Annotated in this window: 18 protein-coding genes and 2 pseudogenes; 6 read left to right on the top strand and 14 right to left on the bottom strand. The window is 59.3% G+C overall.

Translation table 11 applies throughout. The features are described from left to right. Window positions 1-82: 82 nt before the first annotated feature. Window positions 83-863 (bottom strand): annotated as a pseudogene (locus EDD52_RS22225) (transposase). 216 nt (window positions 864-1,079) lie between these two features. On the opposite strand from EDD52_RS22225, the gene EDD52_RS22220 reads away from it, so the two are divergent. Next, window positions 1,080-1,847, top strand: a complete 768-nt coding sequence (locus tag EDD52_RS22220; protein ID WP_132248814.1) for an SdiA-regulated/phytase-like domain-containing protein — start codon at window positions 1,080-1,082, stop codon at window positions 1,845-1,847. Between the two features lie 330 nt (window positions 1,848-2,177). Here the strand turns inward: EDD52_RS22220 and EDD52_RS22215 are convergent, their stop codons facing one another. From EDD52_RS22215 to EDD52_RS22190, 6 genes are all read right to left on the bottom strand, one after another. Beyond that, window positions 2,178-3,821 (bottom strand): endonuclease, encoded by a 1,644-nt coding sequence (locus EDD52_RS22215; protein WP_207906077.1) that lies wholly within the window; start codon window positions 3,819-3,821, stop codon window positions 2,178-2,180. Window positions 3,822-4,211: 390 nt separating this feature from the next. Further along, a complete protein-coding gene (locus tag EDD52_RS22210) occupies window positions 4,212-5,723 on the bottom strand; it encodes a tripartite tricarboxylate transporter permease (RefSeq protein ID WP_132248812.1) in 1,512 nt (503 codons plus the stop codon). 11 nt (window positions 5,724-5,734) lie between these two features. Next, entirely contained in the window at window positions 5,735-6,256 is a 522-nt protein-coding gene (locus EDD52_RS22205; protein ID WP_132248811.1) for a tripartite tricarboxylate transporter TctB family protein, read from the bottom strand. Between the two features lie 68 nt (window positions 6,257-6,324). After that, on the bottom strand, window positions 6,325-7,323 hold the full coding sequence (locus EDD52_RS22200; protein ID WP_132248810.1) for a Bug family tripartite tricarboxylate transporter substrate binding protein: 999 nt from the start codon (window positions 7,321-7,323) through the stop codon (window positions 6,325-6,327). Between the two features lie 33 nt (window positions 7,324-7,356). Beyond that, window positions 7,357-8,199, bottom strand: a complete 843-nt coding sequence (locus EDD52_RS22195) for an SDR family NAD(P)-dependent oxidoreductase (RefSeq protein ID WP_132248809.1) — start codon at window positions 8,197-8,199, stop codon at window positions 7,357-7,359. Between the two features lie 45 nt (window positions 8,200-8,244). Continuing rightward, window positions 8,245-9,429, bottom strand: a complete 1,185-nt coding sequence (locus tag EDD52_RS22190) for an enolase C-terminal domain-like protein (protein ID WP_165907646.1) — start codon at window positions 9,427-9,429, stop codon at window positions 8,245-8,247. 128 nt (window positions 9,430-9,557) lie between these two features. Here EDD52_RS22190 and EDD52_RS22185 point away from each other — a divergent pair, with 128 nt between their 5' ends. Beyond that, window positions 9,558-11,207, top strand: a complete 1,650-nt coding sequence (locus EDD52_RS22185; protein ID WP_132248807.1) for an SMP-30/gluconolactonase/LRE family protein — start codon at window positions 9,558-9,560, stop codon at window positions 11,205-11,207. Then, window positions 11,207-12,079: an SMP-30/gluconolactonase/LRE family protein gene (locus EDD52_RS22180; RefSeq protein WP_132248806.1), complete on the top strand. Its 873-nt coding sequence runs from the start codon at window positions 11,207-11,209 to the stop codon at window positions 12,077-12,079. The genes EDD52_RS22185 and EDD52_RS22180 overlap by 1 nt, the downstream gene beginning before the upstream one ends. 427 nt (window positions 12,080-12,506) lie before the next feature. Here EDD52_RS22180 and EDD52_RS22175 read toward each other — a convergent pair whose 3' ends face one another. Together EDD52_RS22175 and EDD52_RS22170 are read right to left on the bottom strand one after the other, a co-directional pair. Further along, window positions 12,507-14,810: a xanthine dehydrogenase family protein molybdopterin-binding subunit gene (locus EDD52_RS22175; RefSeq protein WP_132248805.1), complete on the bottom strand. Its 2,304-nt coding sequence runs from the start codon at window positions 14,808-14,810 to the stop codon at window positions 12,507-12,509. Between the two features lie 3 nt (window positions 14,811-14,813). Next, entirely contained in the window at window positions 14,814-15,263 is a 450-nt protein-coding gene (locus tag EDD52_RS22170) for a (2Fe-2S)-binding protein (protein WP_132248804.1), read from the bottom strand. A 569-nt stretch (window positions 15,264-15,832) separates the two neighbouring features. On the opposite strand from EDD52_RS22170, the gene EDD52_RS22165 reads away from it, so the two are divergent. Continuing rightward, complete coding sequence (locus tag EDD52_RS22165; RefSeq protein ID WP_165907645.1) at window positions 15,833-16,807, top strand: 2-dehydropantoate 2-reductase; 975 nt, start codon at window positions 15,833-15,835, stop codon at window positions 16,805-16,807. Between the two features lie 126 nt (window positions 16,808-16,933). Here the strand turns inward: EDD52_RS22165 and EDD52_RS22160 are convergent, their stop codons facing one another. The 5 genes from EDD52_RS22160 to EDD52_RS22140 form a co-directional block, all read right to left on the bottom strand. Continuing rightward, window positions 16,934-17,179: a hypothetical protein gene (locus tag EDD52_RS22160; RefSeq protein ID WP_132248802.1), complete on the bottom strand. Its 246-nt coding sequence runs from the start codon at window positions 17,177-17,179 to the stop codon at window positions 16,934-16,936. 103 nt (window positions 17,180-17,282) lie between these two features. Next, the gene (locus EDD52_RS22155) at window positions 17,283-18,404 is read right to left on the bottom strand and encodes an alanine/ornithine racemase family PLP-dependent enzyme (protein WP_132248801.1); all 1,122 of its coding nucleotides are present in this window, start codon (window positions 18,402-18,404) and stop codon (window positions 17,283-17,285) included. After that, the gene (locus tag EDD52_RS22150) at window positions 18,401-19,498 is read right to left on the bottom strand and encodes an N-acetyltransferase DgcN family protein (RefSeq protein ID WP_243652071.1); all 1,098 of its coding nucleotides are present in this window, start codon (window positions 19,496-19,498) and stop codon (window positions 18,401-18,403) included. Before EDD52_RS22150 ends, EDD52_RS22155 begins: the two co-directional genes overlap by 4 nt. A 181-nt stretch (window positions 19,499-19,679) precedes the next feature. Then, complete coding sequence (locus EDD52_RS22145) at window positions 19,680-20,522, bottom strand: hypothetical protein (RefSeq protein WP_243652070.1); 843 nt, start codon at window positions 20,520-20,522, stop codon at window positions 19,680-19,682. Then, the gene (locus EDD52_RS22140; RefSeq protein WP_132248799.1) at window positions 20,509-20,862 is read right to left on the bottom strand and encodes a hypothetical protein; all 354 of its coding nucleotides are present in this window, start codon (window positions 20,860-20,862) and stop codon (window positions 20,509-20,511) included. The genes EDD52_RS22145 and EDD52_RS22140 overlap by 14 nt, the downstream gene beginning before the upstream one ends. A gap of 569 nt (window positions 20,863-21,431) precedes the next feature. Between EDD52_RS22140 and EDD52_RS22135 the strand changes: the two genes are divergently transcribed. Continuing rightward, on the top strand, window positions 21,432-22,133 hold the full coding sequence (locus EDD52_RS22135; RefSeq protein WP_132248798.1) for an IS6 family transposase: 702 nt from the start codon (window positions 21,432-21,434) through the stop codon (window positions 22,131-22,133). Window positions 22,134-22,432: 299 nt separating this feature from the next. Then, window positions 22,433-22,692 (top strand): annotated as a pseudogene (locus tag EDD52_RS24175) (hypothetical protein); the annotation flags it as partial.

The raw sequence follows: 22,692 nt of genomic DNA, 5'->3' as shown, positions 1-22,692 counted from the left end.
GCTCGAAGCATTTGAGGCGTGGAAATCCGCGGCACATGCAGCTTGATCAACGAACGGCATGCCAACTTGCAAACTCGGTGAGTTAACGTGACGACGCCCCCGAGCCTGCAATCAATGAATGGTGCGCTTGGTGGCGGCGCTGTTGGATTGCCAGTTTCTTGATCTTTTTCCTTTCTCTGAGAATGTATTTGTCGCGCCCGAAGTTGACATCAGCGGGTGTGACGTTTCTCAGACTCTCGTGGTAGCGCTGGTTGTTTTGATACTCGACGAAGGCCTCGATCTGACGATCGAGATCGCCGGGCGGGTGGTAATTCTCCAGCAGAACCCGGTTCTTCATGGTTTGGTGCAAATGCTCGAATTCGCACTGGGTTCGCGGATGGATCGGGGCACCCCAAACGTGGTCCATCTTCTGATTGCCCAGCCACTTGGACAGATCGCCAGAGATGTAACAGGTCCCGTCGTTATTCTGCAGACGTGGCTTTTGCCGGACGACGGCTTGGTCGCAACCCAATGTGCCAGAGCCAACTCGATCGTGTCGGTCAGACCCTCGGCCCGCATGAGATCAGTCAGGCATTTCTTCAAAGCTAACGCTTAAACGCGCAAATCCTTCACTCCGCGCGATGTCACCTGGCGCGCCGGATTACCAGATAGACCACGCTTTCTTGCCTCCAGTAGTTCCTTGGACCGACTGTAATACAGGCTCTCCGAAATGCCTTCACGGCGGCACAACGCTGAGATGCTCTCTTCGCCACGAAGCCCGCCAGCACTATGCGGATCTGCTCCTCAGCCGAATAGGTCTTGCTGCGGATGTTCTTGACCAGCTTGTCAGCCGCGTCTTTTGATGTTCCAGGATTCTTGTTCATCTTCGCTCCTTGAAAGCTACGACGAACAAGAAATCCGCCGTTGTTCAAATCTCAATTCTGACCGACAGGTGCTGACATCAGACAATTCACGGACACGCGACAGCGCCACTTAGTGGCAGATAGCTCTGACCGAGACGTGAGGACAGAGCCCGGTTTTCGACGTATATTGTCTCAGGTTGGGGCAACTTTTTCGAGAAACAGTTCGCGAGGTTCAGGATGTTCGGAAAACTGACTTTGATCCTGTTAGGTTCAATCCCCCTTTCGGCCGCCGCATTGGAGCTGCGCGAGACGGGGCGCTATGACCTGAACCAACCAGCCAGCCTGGACTACGACCCCACCTTCTGCGGCTTGTGGATCGCCAATGAGGGCCCCGAGGCCGTATTGGTTACGCTTCAAGGCGACGAGTTGCGGCGCATCAGAAGTGACCTATTTCGAATAAAGGCGATTGCCATCGAGGGAGATCATTTGTTGGTGGGGGATGGGTTTGGTCTTCTCCAGCGGGTGACCAAGGATGGCGAGCCGTTGGACGCGCCTTTCGGCTTGTCTGGCGGAGCGGCGGATACTGAAGGCATTGCCGTCACCGCCAATGGGACAATCGTCACCGTCGAAGACGACCCGGAGAGACTGTCCTGGTTTGATGCCGAAGGTCGGCTGACAGCCAGGGTCGACACCATGACGCTGACCCCACCGCTCAGCGAGGCGCAAGGCATTGCCATCGATCCCCGCACCGGTCATTTGCTGATCGTTGACGATTGGGAAGGCTCGAACAGCCTGTATGAGTTCACATCCGACGGACAGCTTCTGGCTCAGGCCAACCTGCTCGAATTCGGCACAGATCCTGAGGGCATCGCCATCCGGCCCGGGTCGAACCAGCTCTTTGTGGCCTTCGACGGCGGCGCAGAGATTGTCACCTTCGACTACACCCCCACACTGCCGGAAGGCGCTTCAGCGTTACCGCCAGGCGCCGATTGCATGATGTTCTGATCACGCTTTATTCGTACCAACTGAAGCAATTTTGAACAGTTGACCATGCCAAGGAGGTCAGGTGACAGGAGTTACGGGTGGGCCCCGCCCTTGGAACCAAATGGCACATGTCGCAGTCCCAGTGGAACGTGCCAGTAATCCAAGCGTGCATTGCGGGCGCGCACTCGCCCACAAAGCCATCTGGGCTAAGGCGCAGTTCGACCTCAACCTAGGGGTTTGCTCTCTGGACCGTAGCCGGGCCAAAAGCTGGACGTACTGTGCGAAGTGCTTCCGCCACTGCGACGCGAAGATCATCGGGATCGCGCAGTTAGATACACGCTGCTGACAAGCTCACTCCCACTGCATCTTCATCTCGACCGGGCAGTGATCAGACATCCGTTGCCGATCTTGCGCGGCATAGCGCGGGTCGCCCTCGAACCCCATGCTGACCTTCTGAGGGCCGCCTAGCGCGGCCAGGTCGGCAAGACCAGAATCGTAAACCACGAAGTCTATGTGATCTTCGAACCGATTGCTGTGGTTGGGCCAGCAGACCGTGTCGATGCCGCCCGGGCCCTTTTCAAGGGTTAGGCCGCTTGGTGCGCCATCATTCAGGTCACGCCAGAAATCATCGTTTGGCTGGCTCGTGTCATCAGTGGCGTTGAGGCGTCGGTTAAAATCGCCCAGAACGAGTGTCGTAGTGCCCATCGCAGCCTGTTGCTCGATCCAGCTTTCCAATATGGCGCGTTGGGCGGCCAATGTCCGGCAATCGAAGCGACTTGTGAACGGATGTCTGTCTACCGGGCTCTGATCGGTAACGGGATCAAGCGACCAGCCGTGGCAGGCCGATTTCAGATGCACGCCCATGATCTTGACCATTTCGCCATTGATCGACACCTCGGTGATGATCGCCGCCCGGGTCGGACGAGTGCTGGCAGTGCCGTCCCGGTCAAAGCCCACGTGATCTATGGAGAGGGCCGCAAAGCCATGCGTTTCTGGGATCGTAGCGAAAGCTGACTTGGCGAACACAATCGCCGTGTAGATGTCTCGCTCTTCCGCCGGTCGATTTTCGGCACCGGGTATGTAACGGTCCGAGATCACCAAGTGGTACTGGTCTTCCGGGAAAATGCGCCGCACGGCCTGTGGAGAACCAACCTCTTGCAGGGCAACAATATCCCAGGCTCTGCTTTGCGCGAAGGCTGCAAGCCGGTCATAGTCGATATCATCGCGGGCCGCGGCGCCGTCGCGCAGTGCAACCCCGCTTTCATGATGCAGGTTGGCGATGTTCCAGGTCGCGATCGTCAGGGAGGTATTTTCGCCATCTCCATCGTTGCCATCACCCGGCACGCCACAAGACGCCCCATAAAGCGCGACGGCCTGTTCGGGGGTATCGATGAACGGGTTACGGTTCCCTTGGAACCCTTCCACCGCGTCGTTCTGGGCGTGCTCCTCGGCCGATATGGGATCTGCGAGATGCCATTCGAGCAAGGTGCAGAGGTCACCGAGCGTGTGGCCGCCCGTCGGTGTCGAGGCATCCACCAGTTCAAGGTCGGGCTCTGCATCGTCGCCGTCATAGCGGACATCGACATAGAACAACGCACGCGCCACATCGCCTTTGACATCGTCGCGCGGCTCAAAGCTGTCAGCGTCCAGAAACGTATCGGGCGCCTCTCCTTCGGCAGAGCCACCGTTGTCGAAGTTGAGATTGCCCCGGCGCTGATTGACACTGGCATCGGTCGGTCTGAGATTGTGCAGGTCACCCTTCATCGGATGGCTGCGCATGCCACGCGACTGCGGCCAGAGATGCTCTCGGTTCCAGCCATCCTGGCTGTCTGAGCTCACCCATTTGTCCACGTCCTGCGAGCGGCCGGTGTAGAACAGCAGGATGTTTCCCAGATGATCCGGATCACGGTGGATAATCTCCAGCGCGCCTCGGGCAGCACCATAAGATAGCGGCTCGTGTCCGGTTTTGGCAGCCTGATGAAGAGCTTGGCGCAAGACCTCATCCGACAGCGGCTGAGCGTTTCCCACGCTGGAACAAAGAAGGGCGGCTGAAAAAACGGCCGCGACGATGCGACTGACGGACATCATACGGTCCTCAAATTTCTTTTGCACAACTATAGCGAGAGTATTGCAGGTTTGGCCGCCCAAATCAATCTGCGAATATGGCGGAATGCGGCAGGCCTGTCTTACACCCTCGGAGATCTCCGACAGGACTTCGATGGCTGACATTTCTGACTTTTCGAAGGAAGTTGGTCTCAGCGGCGCGGCAGTTTTCGGCTCTATCAAGCTGTCTGGGGAAAACGGGACAGTAGCGTCACTGGTGGACCGCAAGCGAGTTTGCCGTAATGGCCATCGCGCGCCGGGCGGCGCGTCGTGCCCTTGCTTTTATGCGCGCCACTTTCGGAAGAGCGTGAACGCACGCTGGCGCAGCGAAGACGGGGTCAGCGTCAAGATCAACACAATAATGTCGATGGCAAGGATGGTGCTGGCGATGGGCCGCTCAAGAATGAACCATGGCCCATTGTCGGAAAACAGCAGAGTGCGGCGGTAGCTGCCCTCGGCAATCGGGCCGAGGATCAGCCCAATCACGATTGGCGCCAGCGGGTAGCCATAGCGGCGCAGGCCAAAGCCCAACATGCCGAAGACCAGCATCACCCAGAGGTCATCGACCCGCGACTGCACTGAATAGACGCCGACGATCGATAGCAAGAGCACCACCGGCACCAAATATTGCTTACGCACCCTCAGCACGCGCACGAAGAGCGGCGTCATCAGCATCCCGACAAAGAACAGAACGATGTTGGACACCAGGAAAGCCAGAAAAATTCCGCCCACCGCATCACCGGACAGGGCGAACATCTGTGGCCCTGGAACCAGGCCCAAAAGCAGCAATGCCCCCAATAACACCGCCGTGGCGGCATCCCCCGGGATCGCTAGCGCCAAGGTCGGGATCATCGCTCCGCCGCAGGCCGCGTTATTGGCGGATTCCGTTGCGACCACACCGCCTTCGGCACCTTCGCCGTAAGGAGCGTCGCCCTTCAGGGGGCGACTGCGGGCAATGGCATAGGCGGTAAAGGACGCAATGATGCCAGACGCGCCCGGAAGCGCGCCAAAAAAGACGCCTATGGCTGAAGAGCGCAACAAGTTCTTCCAATGCCGCAGCGCCATCCATAGCGAGCCCAGCGAGACGCGGACGGATTGCACCTCGGGCTTCTTGCGAAGGCCCCCTTCGAGGATCTGAACAGCCGCCTCGGACAGGGCAAAAAGTCCGACAATGATCGCAACAATATTGATGCCACCTGACAGCGCATTGGTTCCGAAGGTAAAGCGCGCGGCGTTGGACAGCGGATCGGACCCGACCATGGCGATCAGCACGCCAAGAGCGCCGGTCATCAATCCTTTGATCGTGCTTTCATTCGAGACGACCGAGATTGACAGAAGCCCGGTAATCGCCAGCGCAAAATACTCTGGTGGCCCGAAATTTGTGGCGACAGAGGCGAGCGCAGGCGCGCCGAGGATCATCACAACCCCGCCGAGGACTCCGGCAAGTGCAGAGGAGGCAATGGCCAGACCAATGGCATCGGCGGCTCGGCCATTCCTAGCCATCGGATAGCCGTCCAGCAGCGTCGCAGCGGCCAAAGGCGTGCCAGGAATGCGCAGCACGATGGCCGAGATCGCCCCCCCGCAGGAGCCCGCGACAAAGATCGACATCAACATGCCCATGCCCGCCACCGGCTGCATGTGAAAGGTCACCGGCAACATCAGGATAATGCCGATCAACGGACCAAGACCAGGCAGGACGCCAACCACCATGCCGATCACAGTGCCAAGTATGACCCCTCCGATCACCTGCCACGATTGAAAGCTGTCCAGCCCTGCAAGAAGAATGTCGAACATGGCGCGCGTCCTTAAAACGAGAGGCCGAGCCGACCCTGTGGAAGAACCACACGTAACAGCTCTTCAAAAACGTAGCCGACAACGAACGTAATCAGCACAGCCACCAGCACCGCGAACCAAATCGGGCGGGCCTTGAGCAGCACGACCAGCGCCAGCAGGAAAGCAGCGGTCGCGGGGTAAAAACCAGCCAGCGGCAACGCAAACAGATAGGCGAGCAACATGCCGAAACACGCAAGGCAACGCCACGCGGAATCGCCCGTCGCCTTATAACGGAATTCTGCGCTCAACCGGACCTTTCGGCGCAACAGCTGGACCAGTTGCAGGGCGCTGAGCCCGAGAATGAGATTGGCCACCAGCCGTGGAAACAGCGCGGCATTATTGACTGGGTCGCCGCTGGCATTGCCCTGGGCGGTCAAGGGGCCGTTGATTTGCTGGTAGACGAAGATCCCAAGCGCAATGAACGCGGCCAGCATAAGCCATTCACCAAGCGCCACCCGGCTTACCTGGCCACTCTCTGTTGCACTTTCTGTCATCCTCGCCTCCCAGGTCGTAAAGAGGGCCGCCCCGAAAGGGTCCGGGGCAACCCAGCACTCTTGCGTGATTATTTTGCGAGCTGTTCAGCTTCCCAAGTGATGGCATCCTTTGCTGCCGCGATCTGATCCCCGATCGGGCCGACGATTTCTTCGTAGCGCTCTGGCGGATACATCGTAGGCAGGAAGCCTGCTGCTTTCAGCCGTTCCTGTACTTCGGGACGGTTCAGGGCGGCTTCCATTGCGGTATTGAGCGTAGCCACGATCTCTTCTGGTGTGTCCTTGTGCACAAGGAACCAGTTCCAGCCGGATGGCGCCAGTCCGGTCAGCCCGATGTCGAGGCCCAGATCGTCGAGCGTTGGGGTGTTTTCGTCATATGCAGCCGCAACATCCTTTTCGTTGGTAAAGGCCACAAGCGTCTTGAAGGCGTCCTTGTTGCTTTGAAAGGTGATCGGGTCATTGAAGCTGAAGTCAAGCAGCCCACCACGCAGATCCTTGAAGGCGTCGCCGTCCTGCGGATAGGGAATGTTGCGGGCATATACGCCTTCGGTCTGCATCATCTTGGCCAGAACCATATGAGGGATGTTGCCGATCGAGCCGGAGGAGTAGCGCGCCTTGCCGGGGTTGTCCTTGAGGTACTGGATGAACGCGTCGTAATCGGGGAAACGCTCGTCGTCCTTGCGCACCACCACGGCGAACGGCACGCGAGTGGCCGACCACAGCGGAGTGAAATCGGTGTGGGTAAATTCGGTATTTCCAGCCAGAGGTTGTAGCACCAGAGGTGCCACCCAGCCATCGATCAGCGTGTAGCCGTCGGCCGGTTTTTCCAATGCGGTGTTGAAGGATTTGACGCCTGCCGCACCCGGGGTAGAAACCACCGAAATATTGGTACCCAGTTCGTCGCCCATCGCGTTGGTAATGATCTGCGCCATGGCAAAGGCCGATCCCGGCCCCCAGGGGAACATCATCTCGATGTTGCGTGAGGGATAATCGTCGGCGGCAAAGGCCGCGCCCGCGACGGGGCCAATCAGGGCCGCGACGGCGGCAGTTTTGATGAGGGTCTTAAGCATGTGTCCTCCCATGGAATGAGCTTAGGTTGATAATCAGGATACGGTCGGCATCTGCGGATTTGCGGCACAGGCCGCGTCACTGCTGGACCGGGCGACCTGTGCCGCACCAGCGACATAGATCGTGGTTCCGGTGGTAAATTTGTTCTCGGGCGCAAGCAGGAAAAGCGCAGGACGTACCACGTCAGCAGGTTCACCAGCGCGTCCGGCAGGATTGGCGCTTCGGACGAACTCTTGCCATTCAGCCTGATCTGCGCGGCGAAAGGCGTTGCGGTCGGTCTGGATCAAACCGGGCGCGATGTTGTTGATCATTACGTTGTCGCGCGCGCACTGCACCGCAAGGTTTTCCACCAGATTGCGCAACGCCGCCTTTGTCATGGCATAGATCGGCATCTCGGCCCCCGGCGCAACTTCCTGCACCGAGCCAATGGTCAGGATACGGCCATATTGCTCAGCCTGCATTCGCGGAAGCAGCGCTTGCAGCAGTGCTACATTGGCCGAAATATTGACTTGCAACTGTGTCGAAATATCCGAAGCCGTTTGTCGCCAGAACACCTTGTTCACTTGCGCGCTGGCTGACAGAACGAGCGTGTCGATGGCACCCAGCACATCTTTGCACTCGGCAACCAGCCGCTCTGCAGCGTCAGGTTCGGATATGTCGCATTCGATCGCCGTGGCATGGCCGCCGGCCTTGGTGATTGACGCAACCAGTGCTTCGGCGGCACCTTCATGGCCCGCAGCGGCATCAGCCTTGGAGGAATAGCTGATCGCCACACGCGCGCCGACATCGGCCAACCCTTTGGCGATAGCAGCGGCAATGCCGCGACTTGCTCCGGTCACGAGAGCGGTTCGGCCTGTAAAGCCTGTATCGGCGGTCATGGGAATGTTCCTGTCTGTGCTGCGATATCTGTCTTGAGGTTCATCTCAGGCATCTGGCCCCGCACCGGGTGTGCCGGAAAATGAGACAAGCCCATGGTTGCCGGTAACACCGGCGGGCTCCACCGCGGCGGTTTCGGGCATGAAACCAAATCCGGCGGCTGTGGCCGTCGCGACGCGACCGGCGGACAGGGCAGCACCCTCGGGCCGGATACGTCCGGTCATTTCGCTTTCGCCAATCTGGCGCTCCAGGATAAGAAACGCTGGCAGGCTCGCCGCCATTTCAACCGAAATCGCATCGAGCACCGGCCCCACCGGGTTGTGCAGACTGGTTGCAACGCCCGAAGCCGCGGCAAGGCGCAGCATAGCCGCACCTTCCTGTAGACCGGTCAGCCGCAGGTCAGGCAACACCACATCATGGCCACCATCGGCGAGCAGTGCGGCCATCCCGGCGCAATCGACGATGTCTTCTCCACCGGCCAGCCGCGCCCCGCCAGCGTGACAGGCTGCACGCAACCACCGCTGATCCTCGGGGGCAACACGGGTCATCACAGTCGGATCTTCGATCCAGGCCACGTTCATGCGGATCAACTCAGAGATCACCGTACGCGCACCCTGCAGGTCAAAGCGGTGGTGACAGTCGACAAAGACATCAGCGGCTCCGTCGAGCCCGCGCTGCACCGCGTCCACCCGGGCCAACCCCTGATCCAGCACCTCGGCGCGCTCCGGCCAGTCGAGCTGGTCCCAGCGGTAGCCGTCGAAGGGCGCAATCTTGATCGCACAGGCGCCGGTGGCCTTGACCATGTCCCGCGCCCGCGCGGCAAATCCCTCGGGGCGGCGATCGGCAATTCCCCGGTTAATGTTAGCGTAAAACGGGACGGCATTGCGACGGGCACCACCCAGCATCTCGGCCATTGGCAAATCGGCGCGACGCGCGGCGAGATCGAGTCCCGCTTGCTCAAGCGAGCTTAGCAGGGCCCGCCTGCCCGCTGAAATTTCTGATTGGCGCAACGCCGCCAGCAGCGACTGAACGCCACGGATCTCCTGTGTTGTCACGATATTGGAGAGATGCGCTACAAGCCCGGCAATCTCGATTTCGTTTCCAAAAGAGGTGGCCTCGCCCCAACCCTCACCACCCGCGCTGTCACGCAGACGCAGGAATAGCCATGTGGTTTTGGTAGAGACTTTCGCACGCAAAAGCGTGACATCTGACAGGGTGGCGCTACGGGACATCTCTTCCTCCTTCCCACAATGTGAAACGTTTTTTATCATGTGTCAACATGTGAACCATTGCAGAAAGCGCTCCCTTTATGTGATATATTGATCAGGCTCGACGCCGGACGGATGAAGGGACGCGGCATATGCTAATCGAAGACCCGCTCGAAAACGCTCAGGACGTGCCTGGAGCACAATCGCTCACTCGTGGCATCGACCTGCTATTGCTGCTTGGCCGCTCCTCGCCGCTGACCTTCCGGCAAATCCAGGACCATCTGGAGCTATCCAAAGGCTCGCTGCACCGGCTTCTGTCGGCACTGCGCTCTCGCCGACTTGTGCGCTATGACCGCGACACGCGGCGCTATGCCATTGGCGCCACGGTCATGTCTCTGGCCCGCGGCGCACTGGATCGCGATGCCACTGTTCGCGCCTGCCAAGCAGAAATGTCACGGCTTTCCCAGCTTCTGAAAGTTCCCTGCTGCCTCTACGTCTCGGATGACGAGTCGGTTTTCGTTCTCGACGCCGCCGATCCGGCCGGACGCACGGTGCGGGTATGGCCGCGACTGACCCTCGAACAGAGCCCACCTGGGCAAGCGATGCTCGCCGGCCGACCGGCGGAACAAAAGAACGAATGGTCCTCTGACCTGCAGCGCATCATCAGCAAGGCCCGCGCGTTGGGGTATGTGGCAAGTTATGGCGATCCGCTGGCGGTGGCGGCGGCGGTGCATGACGGTGACGGTACAGTGGTTGGCGCGCTCGGTTGCCAGTTTGACGCCGCTGGCACTGCGCCCGACAAGCTGCACGAGGCGGGTCAGATGATCCGTGAGGCCGCACGCCGCGCCTCTCATCATGTCGGTGTCACCCAGCGGCTAACCGAGCAGGTGATCGCACCGCGCCCCCGGGCGCCGTTCAAGGGCCGGGTGCATGACACTGGGCGTGATTACGTCGGCGAGAGCCCGAGCTGGTGCGAAACAACCGGTCGGCTCTGGTGGCTAGACGTCCTGGCGCCGGCACTACGCTGGCTTGATGTCGCGACCGGCGAAAGCGGCCGCACGTTGCTTGATGGGCTGACCGGCGGACTGGCACTGACCTCCGGACCCGAATTATTGCTGACCGGTGAAAACGGCCTTTCGCTATTCGATCCGAAGACCAGTCAGCAGACTCCGCTCATTGACCCCGAAGCGCACAGGCCCGAGAACCGTTTCAACACCGTTGGGGTCGATCCGCAGCACAGGATGTGGACCGGCACGATGCCGCTCGATAATCTCGAGAAGAGCGGCACCCTGTACCGTATCAATCCTGATCTCTCCTTCGAGATCATCGTGCCGGAAATCTTCCTGCCCAAGAACACTGTGTTCAGTGCTGACGGCCGATCTGCCTATCTGACGGAGCAGGATCCATCGAAGGGCCGCGCGGTTGTTGTGGCCTATGACCTGGGTGACGACGGCCTGCCAATCAACCGGCGCGAACTGCTGCACGGCTCTGACGAGGACGGGCAACCCGCCGGACTAACCATCGACGCCGAAGGATGTCTGTGGGTGGCGATGCGGGGCGGCTGGTCCGTCATGCGGCTCGATACCGCAGGCAAACAACTGGCACGGCACTCTTTGCCAGTGCCAATGCCCACTGCACTGACCTTTGGCGGCCCGGATTTAGGCAGCCTCTTCGTCACCTCAACCTACCTTCGCCTGCCACCCGGCTACAACGACATAGCGCCGCTGTCGGGGCGGTTGATAGAGCTTACGCCGGGCGTATCTGGCCGTGCTCCCACACGCGTAAATCTGGAAAGACCCTGATGCAGACCACCTACGATTTCACACCCCGCCATGACGCCATGGCGCTCACCGGCGAGGTTCCGCTTTGGGATGCTGACCGCGGCTGCGTCTGGTGGCTCGACATTCAAGGGCAACGCCTGCTTCGACATCAGCCTGGGGGAGCGAATTCTGCCATCCCCCTGCCCGGCCAATGCGGCCTGATTGCGCTTGGCGATAGCGGGCGGCTTGTGCTCGGCCTCGAAGGCGGGCTGGCGGCGCTGGATCCGGAGACCATGGCGTGGGAGCGACTGAGTGACACCGAGGCTGACGCGCCGGAACGTCGGCTCAATGACGGCAAGCCGGACCGGCGCGGTCGGCTGTGGTTCGGCTCGATGGACATGTCTGGCAAGGGGGCCACCACCGGCGGGCTATTCCGGCGTGACCTGGACGGTAAGGTCGAAAAGGTCCTGAGCGACATAGCGATTCCAAATGCCATCGTAGGCCACCCCGAAATAGATGCAATCTGGTTCACCGATACGCCTAGTCGGATGTTAGAACAGCTCGATCTTGATACCAACGGGCGCATCGTAGCACGCAGAACTCTGCTGAAGTTGCCCGAAGGTTCGCATCCCGATGGCATGAGCATGGATGGCGCAGGAAAGCTCTGGCTTGCGGTCGTCGGTCCCGGCGAAGTCTTGCAAATCGACCCGAAGAGCGGAGAGATCCTGACCCGTATCTTGCTGCCGGTTCGCCGTCCGACGATGGCGGTTTGGAGCGACACGACGATGTTCGTCACGAGCCAGCGCCGCTTTCTCGGCCCAGACGCGCTGCAAGAGCAACCCCTCGCGGGCTGCCTCATTGGTATGCCGGGTAACTGCGGCGCCGGGCCGGTACTGCGCGTGGCAGGTGTCTGACATATGGGATAGGTTGCACGGCTCGCCCCCAATTCGGAACGCCTCTACCCGTAACGTAGTCGAAGGGTGCGTTCGAAACTTGGGCGTCCCAGCGCCGCACTTCGTTACCGGGTGGTGGCATCGCAATCTCAGTTTCTTTGGAATGGCGAACAAGCAGAAGATCGCGCCTTGGCTCGCCGTTGGAGGCTCCATCCGTTGGAAACAAGCGCTTAGGTCACCGTATTGCGAGAGTGGGTAAAACTTGGTGATCTTCGGTCAAGGCGAGGCAGTTTTTCAAATAGAATGGACTGCTTCGGATGTTCGGATCATCGTCGAAACCATTGTCGATAAAGGGGTGACACGGGTACACGCGTCCCTAACAAGAACGGCGGCTTGAGGTCACCAGACTTTGCCCCCGCCCAACCGAAGCCGTGCGGGGGCGCTTCATTTATACCTCGACACCCATAGGCATGGCGCGCCGCCGTTCTCCTGTGGCCGCGAAGAGCGCGTTGGCGATTGCAGGGGCCACGGGCGGGACGCCGGGCTCTCCGACCCCCGTCGCATGGTCCGAGAAAGGGTGCGACACGATGTGGGTCACAACCTTGCGTGGAAAGTTGTCAGACCGGACCACGTCGTAATCGTAAAAATTCGACTGGATGACAGCGCCATCCTCGAAGGTGATCCCCGAATGCAGCGCCGTGGTCATTCCCATCACCGCGGCCCCCTGCAGCTGGCTCTCGATGCGTTCTGGATTGGCGGCGAAACCGCAATCGATTGCCATGTGCATTTCAGGAACGGTGATCCGCCCATCGACAACTTTCACATGCGCGGCACAGGCCACGTAAGAGACAAAGCTGCGATGCACCGACAGGCCGATCCCTTCGCCCGCTGGCAGATCCTTGCCATAGCCGATGCCCTCCGCCGCCCGGGTCAGAACGTCAATCAGACGGCCGGTTTCGATCGGGAATTCCGCCATTGGTTCGCCATAGTTCCAGAAGCTCTCGGGGAGTCCGGATGTCGCTGGATCCAGTGTTCTGGGTGCGCCGATCAACTCCAGCCACATGGTCAGCTGATCCTTGCCCAGCTCATCCGCCAACTCGCCGACAAACGACCCGATCGCCCAGGCATGCGGGATGTTGGAGACAGACCGGAACCATCCGATTCTGGTATGGGCCAGCGCCTTGCCGCTTTCGCAACGGATAGAGGCGATGTCGAAGGGCACGTCGGTCATGCCCATGCATTGTTCAATTGGCAGGACGTTGCCTTCGTCCGGGGCAAAGGTGGACAGGATCGATGGCGCAACCGACCGGTGCAGCCATCCCGTCACCTTATCGTTCTCGTCAAGCGCCACCTCGATCCGTTCCGCAGAGGTGGTGTGGTAGAAGGAGTGATGCACATCATCCTCGCGCGTCCACTGCACGCGCACGGGTGCGCCCACATCCCGCGACAGCAGCGCCGCCTCGGTCACGAAATCGGCCTTGGATTTGCGCCCGAAGGCGCCCCCCAGTAGCGTAACATGCACGGTCACCTTTTCGGGATCAAGACCAAGCGCCGCAGCTGTGTCGGTGCGGGTGGTATAGGGGCTCTGGACCGGGGCCCAGATTTCCAGACCCTCGGCTGTGTGGTGCGCAATGGCGGCCGGCGGCTCCATCGGGATATGCGCCATATGGGCCTGAGTGTAGGTGCGGGTGAACGTTCTGGCCGCGTTGGCAAGCGCATCCTCGATATCGCCCTGATCGCGGGCGGGCGTGCCGGGCTGTTCTGACGTCGCGACCATCTCGGCCATGTAAGACTCTGAGTTGTAGCCGCCGTGCGGACCGGCCTCCCATTCTATTTTCAGTGCGTCGCGCCCCTTGATCGCGGCCCAGGTGTTGGACGCGACAACAGCGATCCCGCCCAAGGGTGCGAATTTCATCGCAAGACCCCCTTGGGGCAACTCGTGCACGCTCTCGACGCCCGGCACTGCCAGCGCCTCTGTCGCGTCATAGGACAACGCTTTGCCACCCACCACCGGAGGCCGCGCCACGACAGCAAACTTCATCCCGTCCAGCCGCACATCGCCGCCATAGACGGCAGCGCCAGTGGTGATGTCATGCAGGTCAGTGATCTGAACCTCGCCTTTGCCGATGTAGCGGAACTGGTCCTCGCTCTTGTAGGTGATCTCCTCGTGGGCCGGGACTGGCTGTGCCATCGCGGCTTCGGCAAGCTCGCCAAAGCCGAGCGTCTGCCCGGACGGCCCCTTGACCTCGTGCATCTCTACGGTGACGACCGAAGGTTCGATCCCCCATTCGGCTGCAGCCGCGCGGGCCATCATCGTGCGGACCGATCCGCCGATCTTGCGGGCTGCCTGTATGTGGTGCCGCATCGAACGGGATCCATCCGTGTCCTGATTGCCGTATTTCGGCTCGTCGCCCGGGGCCTGAATGATCTTCACGCGCGACCAGTCCGCCTCCATCTCGTCTGCCATGACCATCGGCAAAGACGTGCGGCTGCCTGTGCCCATCTCAGAGCGGTGCGCGACCAGAGTGACCGTGCCGTCGGCATCGATCGAGACGAAGATCAACGGATCTTCGACCACCCCGTGTGGCATCCCCGTGGCACCGGTTGCGTAGGTGTCAAAGGCCCGGGCCGGAACGGCATAGGCCGCAAGCGCGAAGGCGCCCGTCGAGCCCAGAAAACCCCGGCGCGAGATTTTGCTCAGCCGTACGGTCTGGGTCACGGCAGCAATGGAAGGTTCCAGATATTTCAGCATGGCTCAGATCCCCGTGCTTGCAAGACGGACGGCATCGACAATGCGCTGATAACACCCGCACCGGCAGACGTTGCCGGACATGGCGGACAGGATTTCATCATCGGTCGGCTTTGGATTTTCGGCCAGAAGCGCTGCCGCCTGCATGATCTGACCCGGCTGGCAGAAGCCGCATTGTGGAACGTTGAGGTCGCGCCAGGCCGACTGAACGCGGTGGTCGCCCGCGGGGTCGAGCCCTTCAATCGTGGTTACGGCCTTGCCATCCACCTCGCCCAGAGTGATCTGGCAGGCGCGCTCTGCCTTGCCATCGACGTGAACGGTACATGCCCCGCAAAGCCCGACGCCGCAGCCGTATTTCGTGCCCCCGAGACCCGCGATGTCCCTGATGGCCCAAAGAAGAGGCATCGAAGGATCGTCCCCCAGATCCTGTTCGGCACCGTTCAAGATAACGCTCATGCTGCATTCCTCCCGCTTGGTAATTGTCCTGCCAAGATTTGGAATTGGTCGGCGGTTGAAATGGCAGCGACAGAATACCGTCAGACGACTCTCCGCCTGACGTAAGGTTAACACAAATCACAGATGTGGTCTGTAATTCATGGGTGACCGCGGACCACGCAGCATCGAACAGGAAGCAAATATTGCAAAACAGGAATTTGGTGGAAACTGAATGGCCGGCGCCGGTACGATCGGCGATAAGACGTTTCAGGTACTGAAGTAGATCGTCTTCCGAGATGGCGACATTGGTGGTTGCGCAATACCGCCTGCCCCTGAACCTGTGGTCCCAGTCACGCTTTCAGATGGCCGGAAAACCGCACTAGAGTCACAATCACTGCAGTCGCGCGACGCGCTCGTCGTCACTGCCAACGCTCCGTGCAAGCGACGTCAGGAATGGATAGCGAGAGCCCTCTGAGACATACAGTCGCGAAGTTACACCGTCATCTGACATATTGGATGTCATGGGGTCATTTTGCAATGTGGCGAGGAAGTGAAAGAGTGCCGCACAAGGGGGCCGAAGGAGAATGACGATGAAACTGGCAGTAATCGGCGCAGGCGCCATTGGTGGCTGGCTCACCGCGGGCTTCATTGAGGCAGGCGCGGAGGCGACGGTGCTGGCGCGCGGCGCCACGCTGGACGCCTTGCGCGCGTCTGGGCTCGGGTTTGATGATGGGACATCCGCGCGTCGCTATCCGGTGACCGCGACCGACAATCCGGCCGACCTGCGGGGGGCGGACGTTCTGCTCCTCGGACTCAAGGCGCATGACCTTCCGAAACTGGCCCCCCTGATCGAAGCCGCCCTGGGACTGCAGACGACGGTGGTGGCCGCCATAAACGGTCTTCCTTGGTGGTACTTCGAGGCCTTCGGTGGTCCGGCACAGGGCCTGCATCTCAACACCATAGACCCGGGCGGCGTGCTGGCGCGCTTGATACCCGCAGATCGTGTGGTAGGCGCCGTCGTCCATGCGGCAAGCTTCGTGGAGGCGCCGGGCAATATCCGCCTCGTGGCAGCAAATCGCGTTTTGCTGGGCGATGCGGGGAAGGGACGCGAGGCCTCTGATATTGCCCGGCAACTGGCGCGCGGTGGCATCCCGGCGGTCATGACTGACGAGATTCATCGCGATGTCTGGAGCAAGCTTTGGGGAAACTCCAACATGAACCCGCTGTCGGCCCTGTCGCGGGCCGATCTGTCGTCCATGCTGGACGATTACGGGGTGCGCAGGCTTGCCATCACCATGATGCGCGAGATGTCAGACGTGGGTGCACGGATCGGCCTGACCGGCTTTGACGATGTCGAGGCGCGGATCGAGACCACGCGCAAACTGGGCGCCTTCCGAACCTCGATGTTACAGGATGTCGAGGCAGGGCGGACGCTGGAGCTTGACCCCATCCTCGGGGCGTTGGTCGAACTGGCGCGCAAGTTGGATGTGCCGACGCCGGTTATGGACGGCGTCTATGGCTTGGCGCGGCTGCTGGATCAGAGCCTGCAAGGCAAGACCTCATAGTGGCCGGGCAAGTTTTCTTGACGGCATCCCACTTCCAGATGCGAGCGGGCAGCGCCTGACTGAACCGCCACACCTTTTTTGTAGAAACGGCCGGAATCTTGCAATTAGCTACTACGTCACACAGTGTCAGCGCTTCGCAGCAGCTTTTGCCGAAACTGTCTTGAGTGCTGTCTTACGTGCTGCTGCTGTCGGTTTCGCAGGGGTACAGGCCTCTCTTTCAAGACGAGATCTGCGCAGACGTTCCATCTTGAGCTTGCGTTGAGTCCCCTCTTCTTCGATTATTTCCCTGACAATACGTGTCGTCTTGTCTATCGGGGTTTCCGACCTCGGGCTGGGAGCTTTGAACGCAGTTTCTTTGGTCAACTTGACCATTGGTCATTCTCCTTGACGTGCTGATTTCATTATTGTCCGTCAGCTAAGGCGATGGTGCGAGACGAGGCCTGTCAATTCACGGCACCAAGTCGGCATGAACACTTCAAACGATAGCCAGATGCGGGTTCTTATTTCTGGGATGTCGTGCTGTTGGACGGTAGGTGTCCTTGAGCAGAGTTGTCGTGATGTCAGGTGCCGCCATTGCCTGCATCAATGCGCTGTAGTTCATTTGAAACTTCAGTTCGCTTCCTACGCGCAGAGCGGAATGAAATGTCTCGACGACAAGATGGTCGCTCGTCGCCCCCTGATAGCTTACCCCTTGCGGCATGGAAAGTCCCTGCACGTCCGTGTCCTGTTTGCCGATTGCCAGAATCGAACGACTAACGGCAGCGCTGTCGGAGATCAGGCGCAGGATCGCCAGGGCAGGAACGCCAAGACTGACAGGCACAGGCTTTGGTTTTATTTTTTCTTCAATGACTTCCGCGACAAGCGTAAACGCGTCAGCATGAAGCCCGTCAATCTGTTCTCCGGTCACGGGGTCCACGCCCAAAAGGATGGCTTCCCCCAACCGCAAGTCATTTACGCGACCGGTTGCGCGGGTGCCAAGCGCCCAAGGCAAGTTGGCAGAGTTCCCGCCCGAGACAACCTCAAGAAAAGGGCCGCACAGCCCTTCCGTTTCGTCGGCCAACGCGGACAGAGCGGTCATTTCACAGTCGCCAGGGACCACTCCACTCAGGCAGGCGTAATTCGCGCCGATGCCTTTCAGCGCAACACCCTTCATCCCGACGACTTTTTTTGCAACTGTTCCAAGGTCTTCGGGCAGGATCCCGTCGCGCATATCGCCCATTTCAACCATCAGGATAATGTTCTGGACCAGCCCCGCCTGAACCGCCACGTCGGCCAAAGCCGCGATGACGTCTATCTGTGTGTTATAGGATATTTCACAGGATCGGACGATCTGCTCCAGTTGGCTTGGCATCGGCGTGCGGATCATCGCAATCGAGGCCGCGATGCCCGCTTGCCGCATTCGCTGCACATTGCTGATCCGCGATTCTGCGAGACCCGAAACCCCGCCATCAAGCATCGCACGGGCAATGGCCGGGTGTCCGCAAACGGCTTTCGTCACCCCGGTCACGGTGATCCCGCGCAGTTTCAACCGTCCGACAAGCGACCGCGTATTGTGCCGGATCTTGCTCAGGTCGATCTCTATGCGGGGAGACGTCATATCGCGGCCACGGGCGCCTGTTCTATCAATCCGGGATAGGCCGAAAGGACCAGCGCAAGCAGATGCGCTTCCGGGCGGCTCAGCGCGTCGGTCACCGGCATTCCCAGTTTATGCGACTGCGTTGCTATGGCCACGCCAATCTCGAGGTCGGACATGCCCTCGTGGTTGATCGTCAAACCGATGACTTTCGTTTTGGCGAATGCCTCTATCAGGGCGATCTCGTCCGCCGGGTCAGGCATCGGCATATTGGGGAAGTCGCAGCGATGCACGCGTTTCGGCGCGTGCTGAAGAATGACCGCGTCGGGTTGGCTGCCCCGCAGTATGAACGCCGAGGTGCAAAATGCCGGATGGCTAAGCGCCCCCTGCCCCTCGATCAGGATCACGTCGGGCCGCTCTGCATCAAAGGCCGCGACAATCGCGCCCTCAAGCTCCCCACAGCAGAATTGGGGCGGGACAGCATCCATCGCCACGCCAAATTTCGCCCCTTGCATCAGGCCGGTCTGGCCTGTCCCGACGAGGACCGTCTTGATCCCTTCGGCATTCAGGATGCGCGCAAGAACGGTCGCCGTTGTCCGCTTTCCGATGGCGCAATCCGTGCCAAGAACTGCAATTCGCAGGGCATTCACACCCGCCACGCTGCCGTCAAAAAGGCGCATGTCTTTGCTGAGCTTTGGCTTGCGGATATCGCGGATCGTGACGCCGAGCTTTACCGCAAGGTCTGAGATTTCTGCGTCGTCGCTAAGGTATTCATGCAATCCGCTGACAATGTTCATGCCACGCGCAACAGCATCCAGAACAACACCACGATCGGCCTGCGAGAGTTTGCCGGTGGATGGCGCCATCCCGTAGATCAGTGTGTCGGGGGTGTCGGTGTCGCGGGCGACAGCCGTTTCCAGATCCTTGAAAATCGGGATATGATTGGTGACGTCGTCAAGGACCAAACCGCTGTCCTGCCCATCATACTTGCTATCGATGACCGAAACGATCCGGTAGGCCTGCGAATGTCGGATCAGACCGTTTGCGGTCTTGCCGTCGATCTGTGCGAAGTTGCCTTCGCAATACACGATCGCAGTTGGTGCCTTGTTTACAAACATGTTGTTTAGGGATCCATTCCCGACTGGTGGCGCCTGGGCGTCCCTGAATTTCCCTCCGATGGTCGCTACTGTTTTGAGTTCGGTTTCCATGTGTGGTCCTTTTGAAGCAGTCGCGCACGTCGTTGTTGCCATCTGGGCAAACAACAACGCGCCGAGATTTGTACGCCAAAGCGTTTCATATTCAGTTGTCGAGTACGCACCGGCCATTTGATCGCTGGAAGCTTCTGTCGCACGCCCAACGGTTGCCTGACCTGTCGAGATGTGCGTTCGCTGGCATGTCTATGACTTCGCAGCTATTGCCCGCGACGGCGTACCCCCGGGCGCACTTCCACCCCGTGCCATATGTGGCATCGTCAAAATAGGCATGCGCAGGGATCACGACTTCTTCGCAAACGTCGCCCTGTTCAAGGAAACCTCGTTCGCATGTCCAAGGTTTGCCGTACTCGGAACTGTTCAGGTAAGCATTTACAGGAACTGAAATAGCGGAACAGACGTCCTCCTTCGCCTCAAAGCCGCGTTTACAGGTCCAAGGTGGTCCGTAGGGCTCGTCGCTCAGGTAGGAATTTTCAGGCAGGACGATTTCCTGACAGTGATCTGCGACCTTCAGATACCCACGCAGGCAGTTCCATTGCTCGCCTGATGGGTCCAGAAATCCGCCGTCAGGGACGATTACCGCGATACAATCTCCATCGACGCCTGCGCGAAAGCCGTGAAGACACTCCCAGCCGGATCCGTATGTGAGGTTCGTCTGATACGCGTTTTCGGGCACGATGACGACGACGCAAACGTCGCCATCACGTCTATATCCACGATTGCAATTCCATCCGTCGCCGTACGTTTTTGCCCTGGCGTTCTCTGGAATCGTCAACGCCACCGATTGAGCGAAAGCAGGCGCGGCAAACAGAAACAGGGCGCAGATCAAAAAAGCAAAGCCCATCATGATCGCCTGCATGTCGGCAGAAGCGTAAGCGATCTGAGCCCTGCTTGCTTTTGGATATGCCTGCCCAGAGCTAGGATGCGTCAAGCTCAAGCCCTTTGAAACATGCCTCCGCAAGATCGCGGTCGGGCGCATCAGCGCCCGGCAATGTCGCCCAGCCCGTGTCCATCATCGCTTTGCTGCGGCCGTAACCAGTGGCATCCCGAACAGTCGCAAGTTTGGTTAGGCGCTCGGGATCCGCCGCCGACAGATCCATGCAGACGGGCACCATCGCCATCGTCACTTCGCCATCTGCAAAGCTCTGCGCCATCTCTTCGGCATTGCTGCTTGTCGTCCAGCCGCCCCAGGTAAACCCAAGGATCGAGATAGCAACTGCACCTACAATCGCGCCGTAGATGCCGGGCTTCGTCCATTCTGGAATATTCATTTTGGATCCTCTAACGGGGAAAGTGCCGCTACACTATTTTTAGGTCTTTCAGTAAATTCATCAGCTTGCGCCGGTGCGTTGTGAAGACACCGGCGTACGAATGGGCGCAAACTAGGGCTGCCGGTGTGTCAAAAAAGATGTTTCCCCGATTTGCAGGAAGCGGCATAACCAATGCCCCTGAAGGCTTGGCCTTCAGTTGCGACTTCGGACCAGCCTTCAGGCATTTTGTCTTGGTAGAGCTCAAACACGGATCCATGACAGATTGTCACAAGTGATGTGGTCGTGCTCGATGACATCGGCAACCTTCCCAAACATCAAGCCCATGCTAAGGGGCGTGACAGCTGAATTTTCAAGATGAGCGAATGCTGGTCTATGTCGCTGGCAATGGGCCTGAACTATACAGAGAAGCAATTCGTATTACTCCTACATAGTCACCGGTTGAAGGAATTGCAACTTCGCAGGATTTTTCTGCATTATGTCGATGGATGCAAAATTGGTCGGTTCGATCGCGCTTTCACGTTAAGCAGCGTTCGGTTTATCGCCTCGGTTTTGGGACATAGCTATCGGTGATGCGCACACCGACCAACAGCTACAAGCGCCACCGTTTTCATTCCCAGTTCATCTCGCATGTGGTTTGGCTATATGCCCGTTTCAGCCTGAGCTTGCGAGAGGTTGAAGAGTTGTTGTTGGAACCTGGCGTCGACGTGTCTTACGAAAGCATCCGGCGCTGGACGGTCAGGTTTGGGGTGAAAATAGCCAGAAAACTTCGGCGTCGCCAGTCTCGACCCGGCGATGGTTGGTATCTGAACGAAGTCGCCGTGAAAATTGCAGGTAGGAAATTCTGGCTCTGGCGGGCTGTCGATCAACATGGTGTCGTTTTGCGAGAGATTCTTCAGCCCAAGCAAGACAAGCAGGCGGCAAAGCGCCTTCTGACCAGCCTGATCAGGCGCCATGGTTTTGTGTCAAAGCGGATCGTTACCGACAAGCTGCGTTCCTATGGCGCGACCAAACCCGAGGTCGCGCCCGGTCTCGATCACTGGCCCCTCAAGGGCTTGAATAATTGCGCTGAGAACAGCCATTTGCCTTTCCAAACACGCGCGCGATCAATGCAGGGAGCCCGGGCGCCCGGCGGGTTGCAACGCTGCGTTTCCATCCACTCAGCTACCCGCAATCGCTTTGCCGTGCCGTCCTGTCGTCGCGCGGCCCTGACCGTCCGGTATCATCGGATGGAAGCATTAGATGCTTGGAAAGCGGCAGCAAGCATCGCGTGATCTTTATCGCAATCGCGTCCAAGCAGACCATGTTCAGTTTATGTGACAACTCTTTCAAACGGTATCAACCCGTTCAAGATGCCATGGAGGCGCTTGCTTCGTTGCTGATCTATGTCAGGGTGGGAAAACATGATCAGGTATAATCCAGAAGTTGTTGTCTCATCGAAGAATTCACTTCTTCGGTGCGCAAAGGCCTTTCGGAAGGGACCATCTTGGACGCGGCAAAAAATACGCCAACAAGGGAACAGGGGAGGGCATCGTCAAGTTGCGGGACATCTCAAAAGCCGGTACGTGGGCGCATGACCAAACCCAAGCAATCTGGTGCCTTTTCAGGCCACCGGTTTCCTCCTGAAATCATCGGATACGCTGTCTGGGCCTATCATCGATTTACCATGAGTTTGCGCGATGCCGAGGACCTGTTAGCCGCACGCGGTGTTGTGGTCAGCTACGAGACCATCCGCGGTGTCGTCACGTTAACTCACCGAGTTTGCAAGTTGGCATGCCGTTCGTTGATCAAGCTGCATGTGCCGCGGATTTCCACGCCTCAAATGCTTCGAGC

This window comes from Primorskyibacter sedentarius (assembly GCF_004342065.1).
Taxonomy (GTDB): domain Bacteria; phylum Pseudomonadota; class Alphaproteobacteria; order Rhodobacterales; family Rhodobacteraceae; genus Primorskyibacter; species Primorskyibacter sedentarius.
Note: the sequence above shows the minus strand (reverse complement) of the source record. Positions and strands in the feature narration are given on the sequence as shown.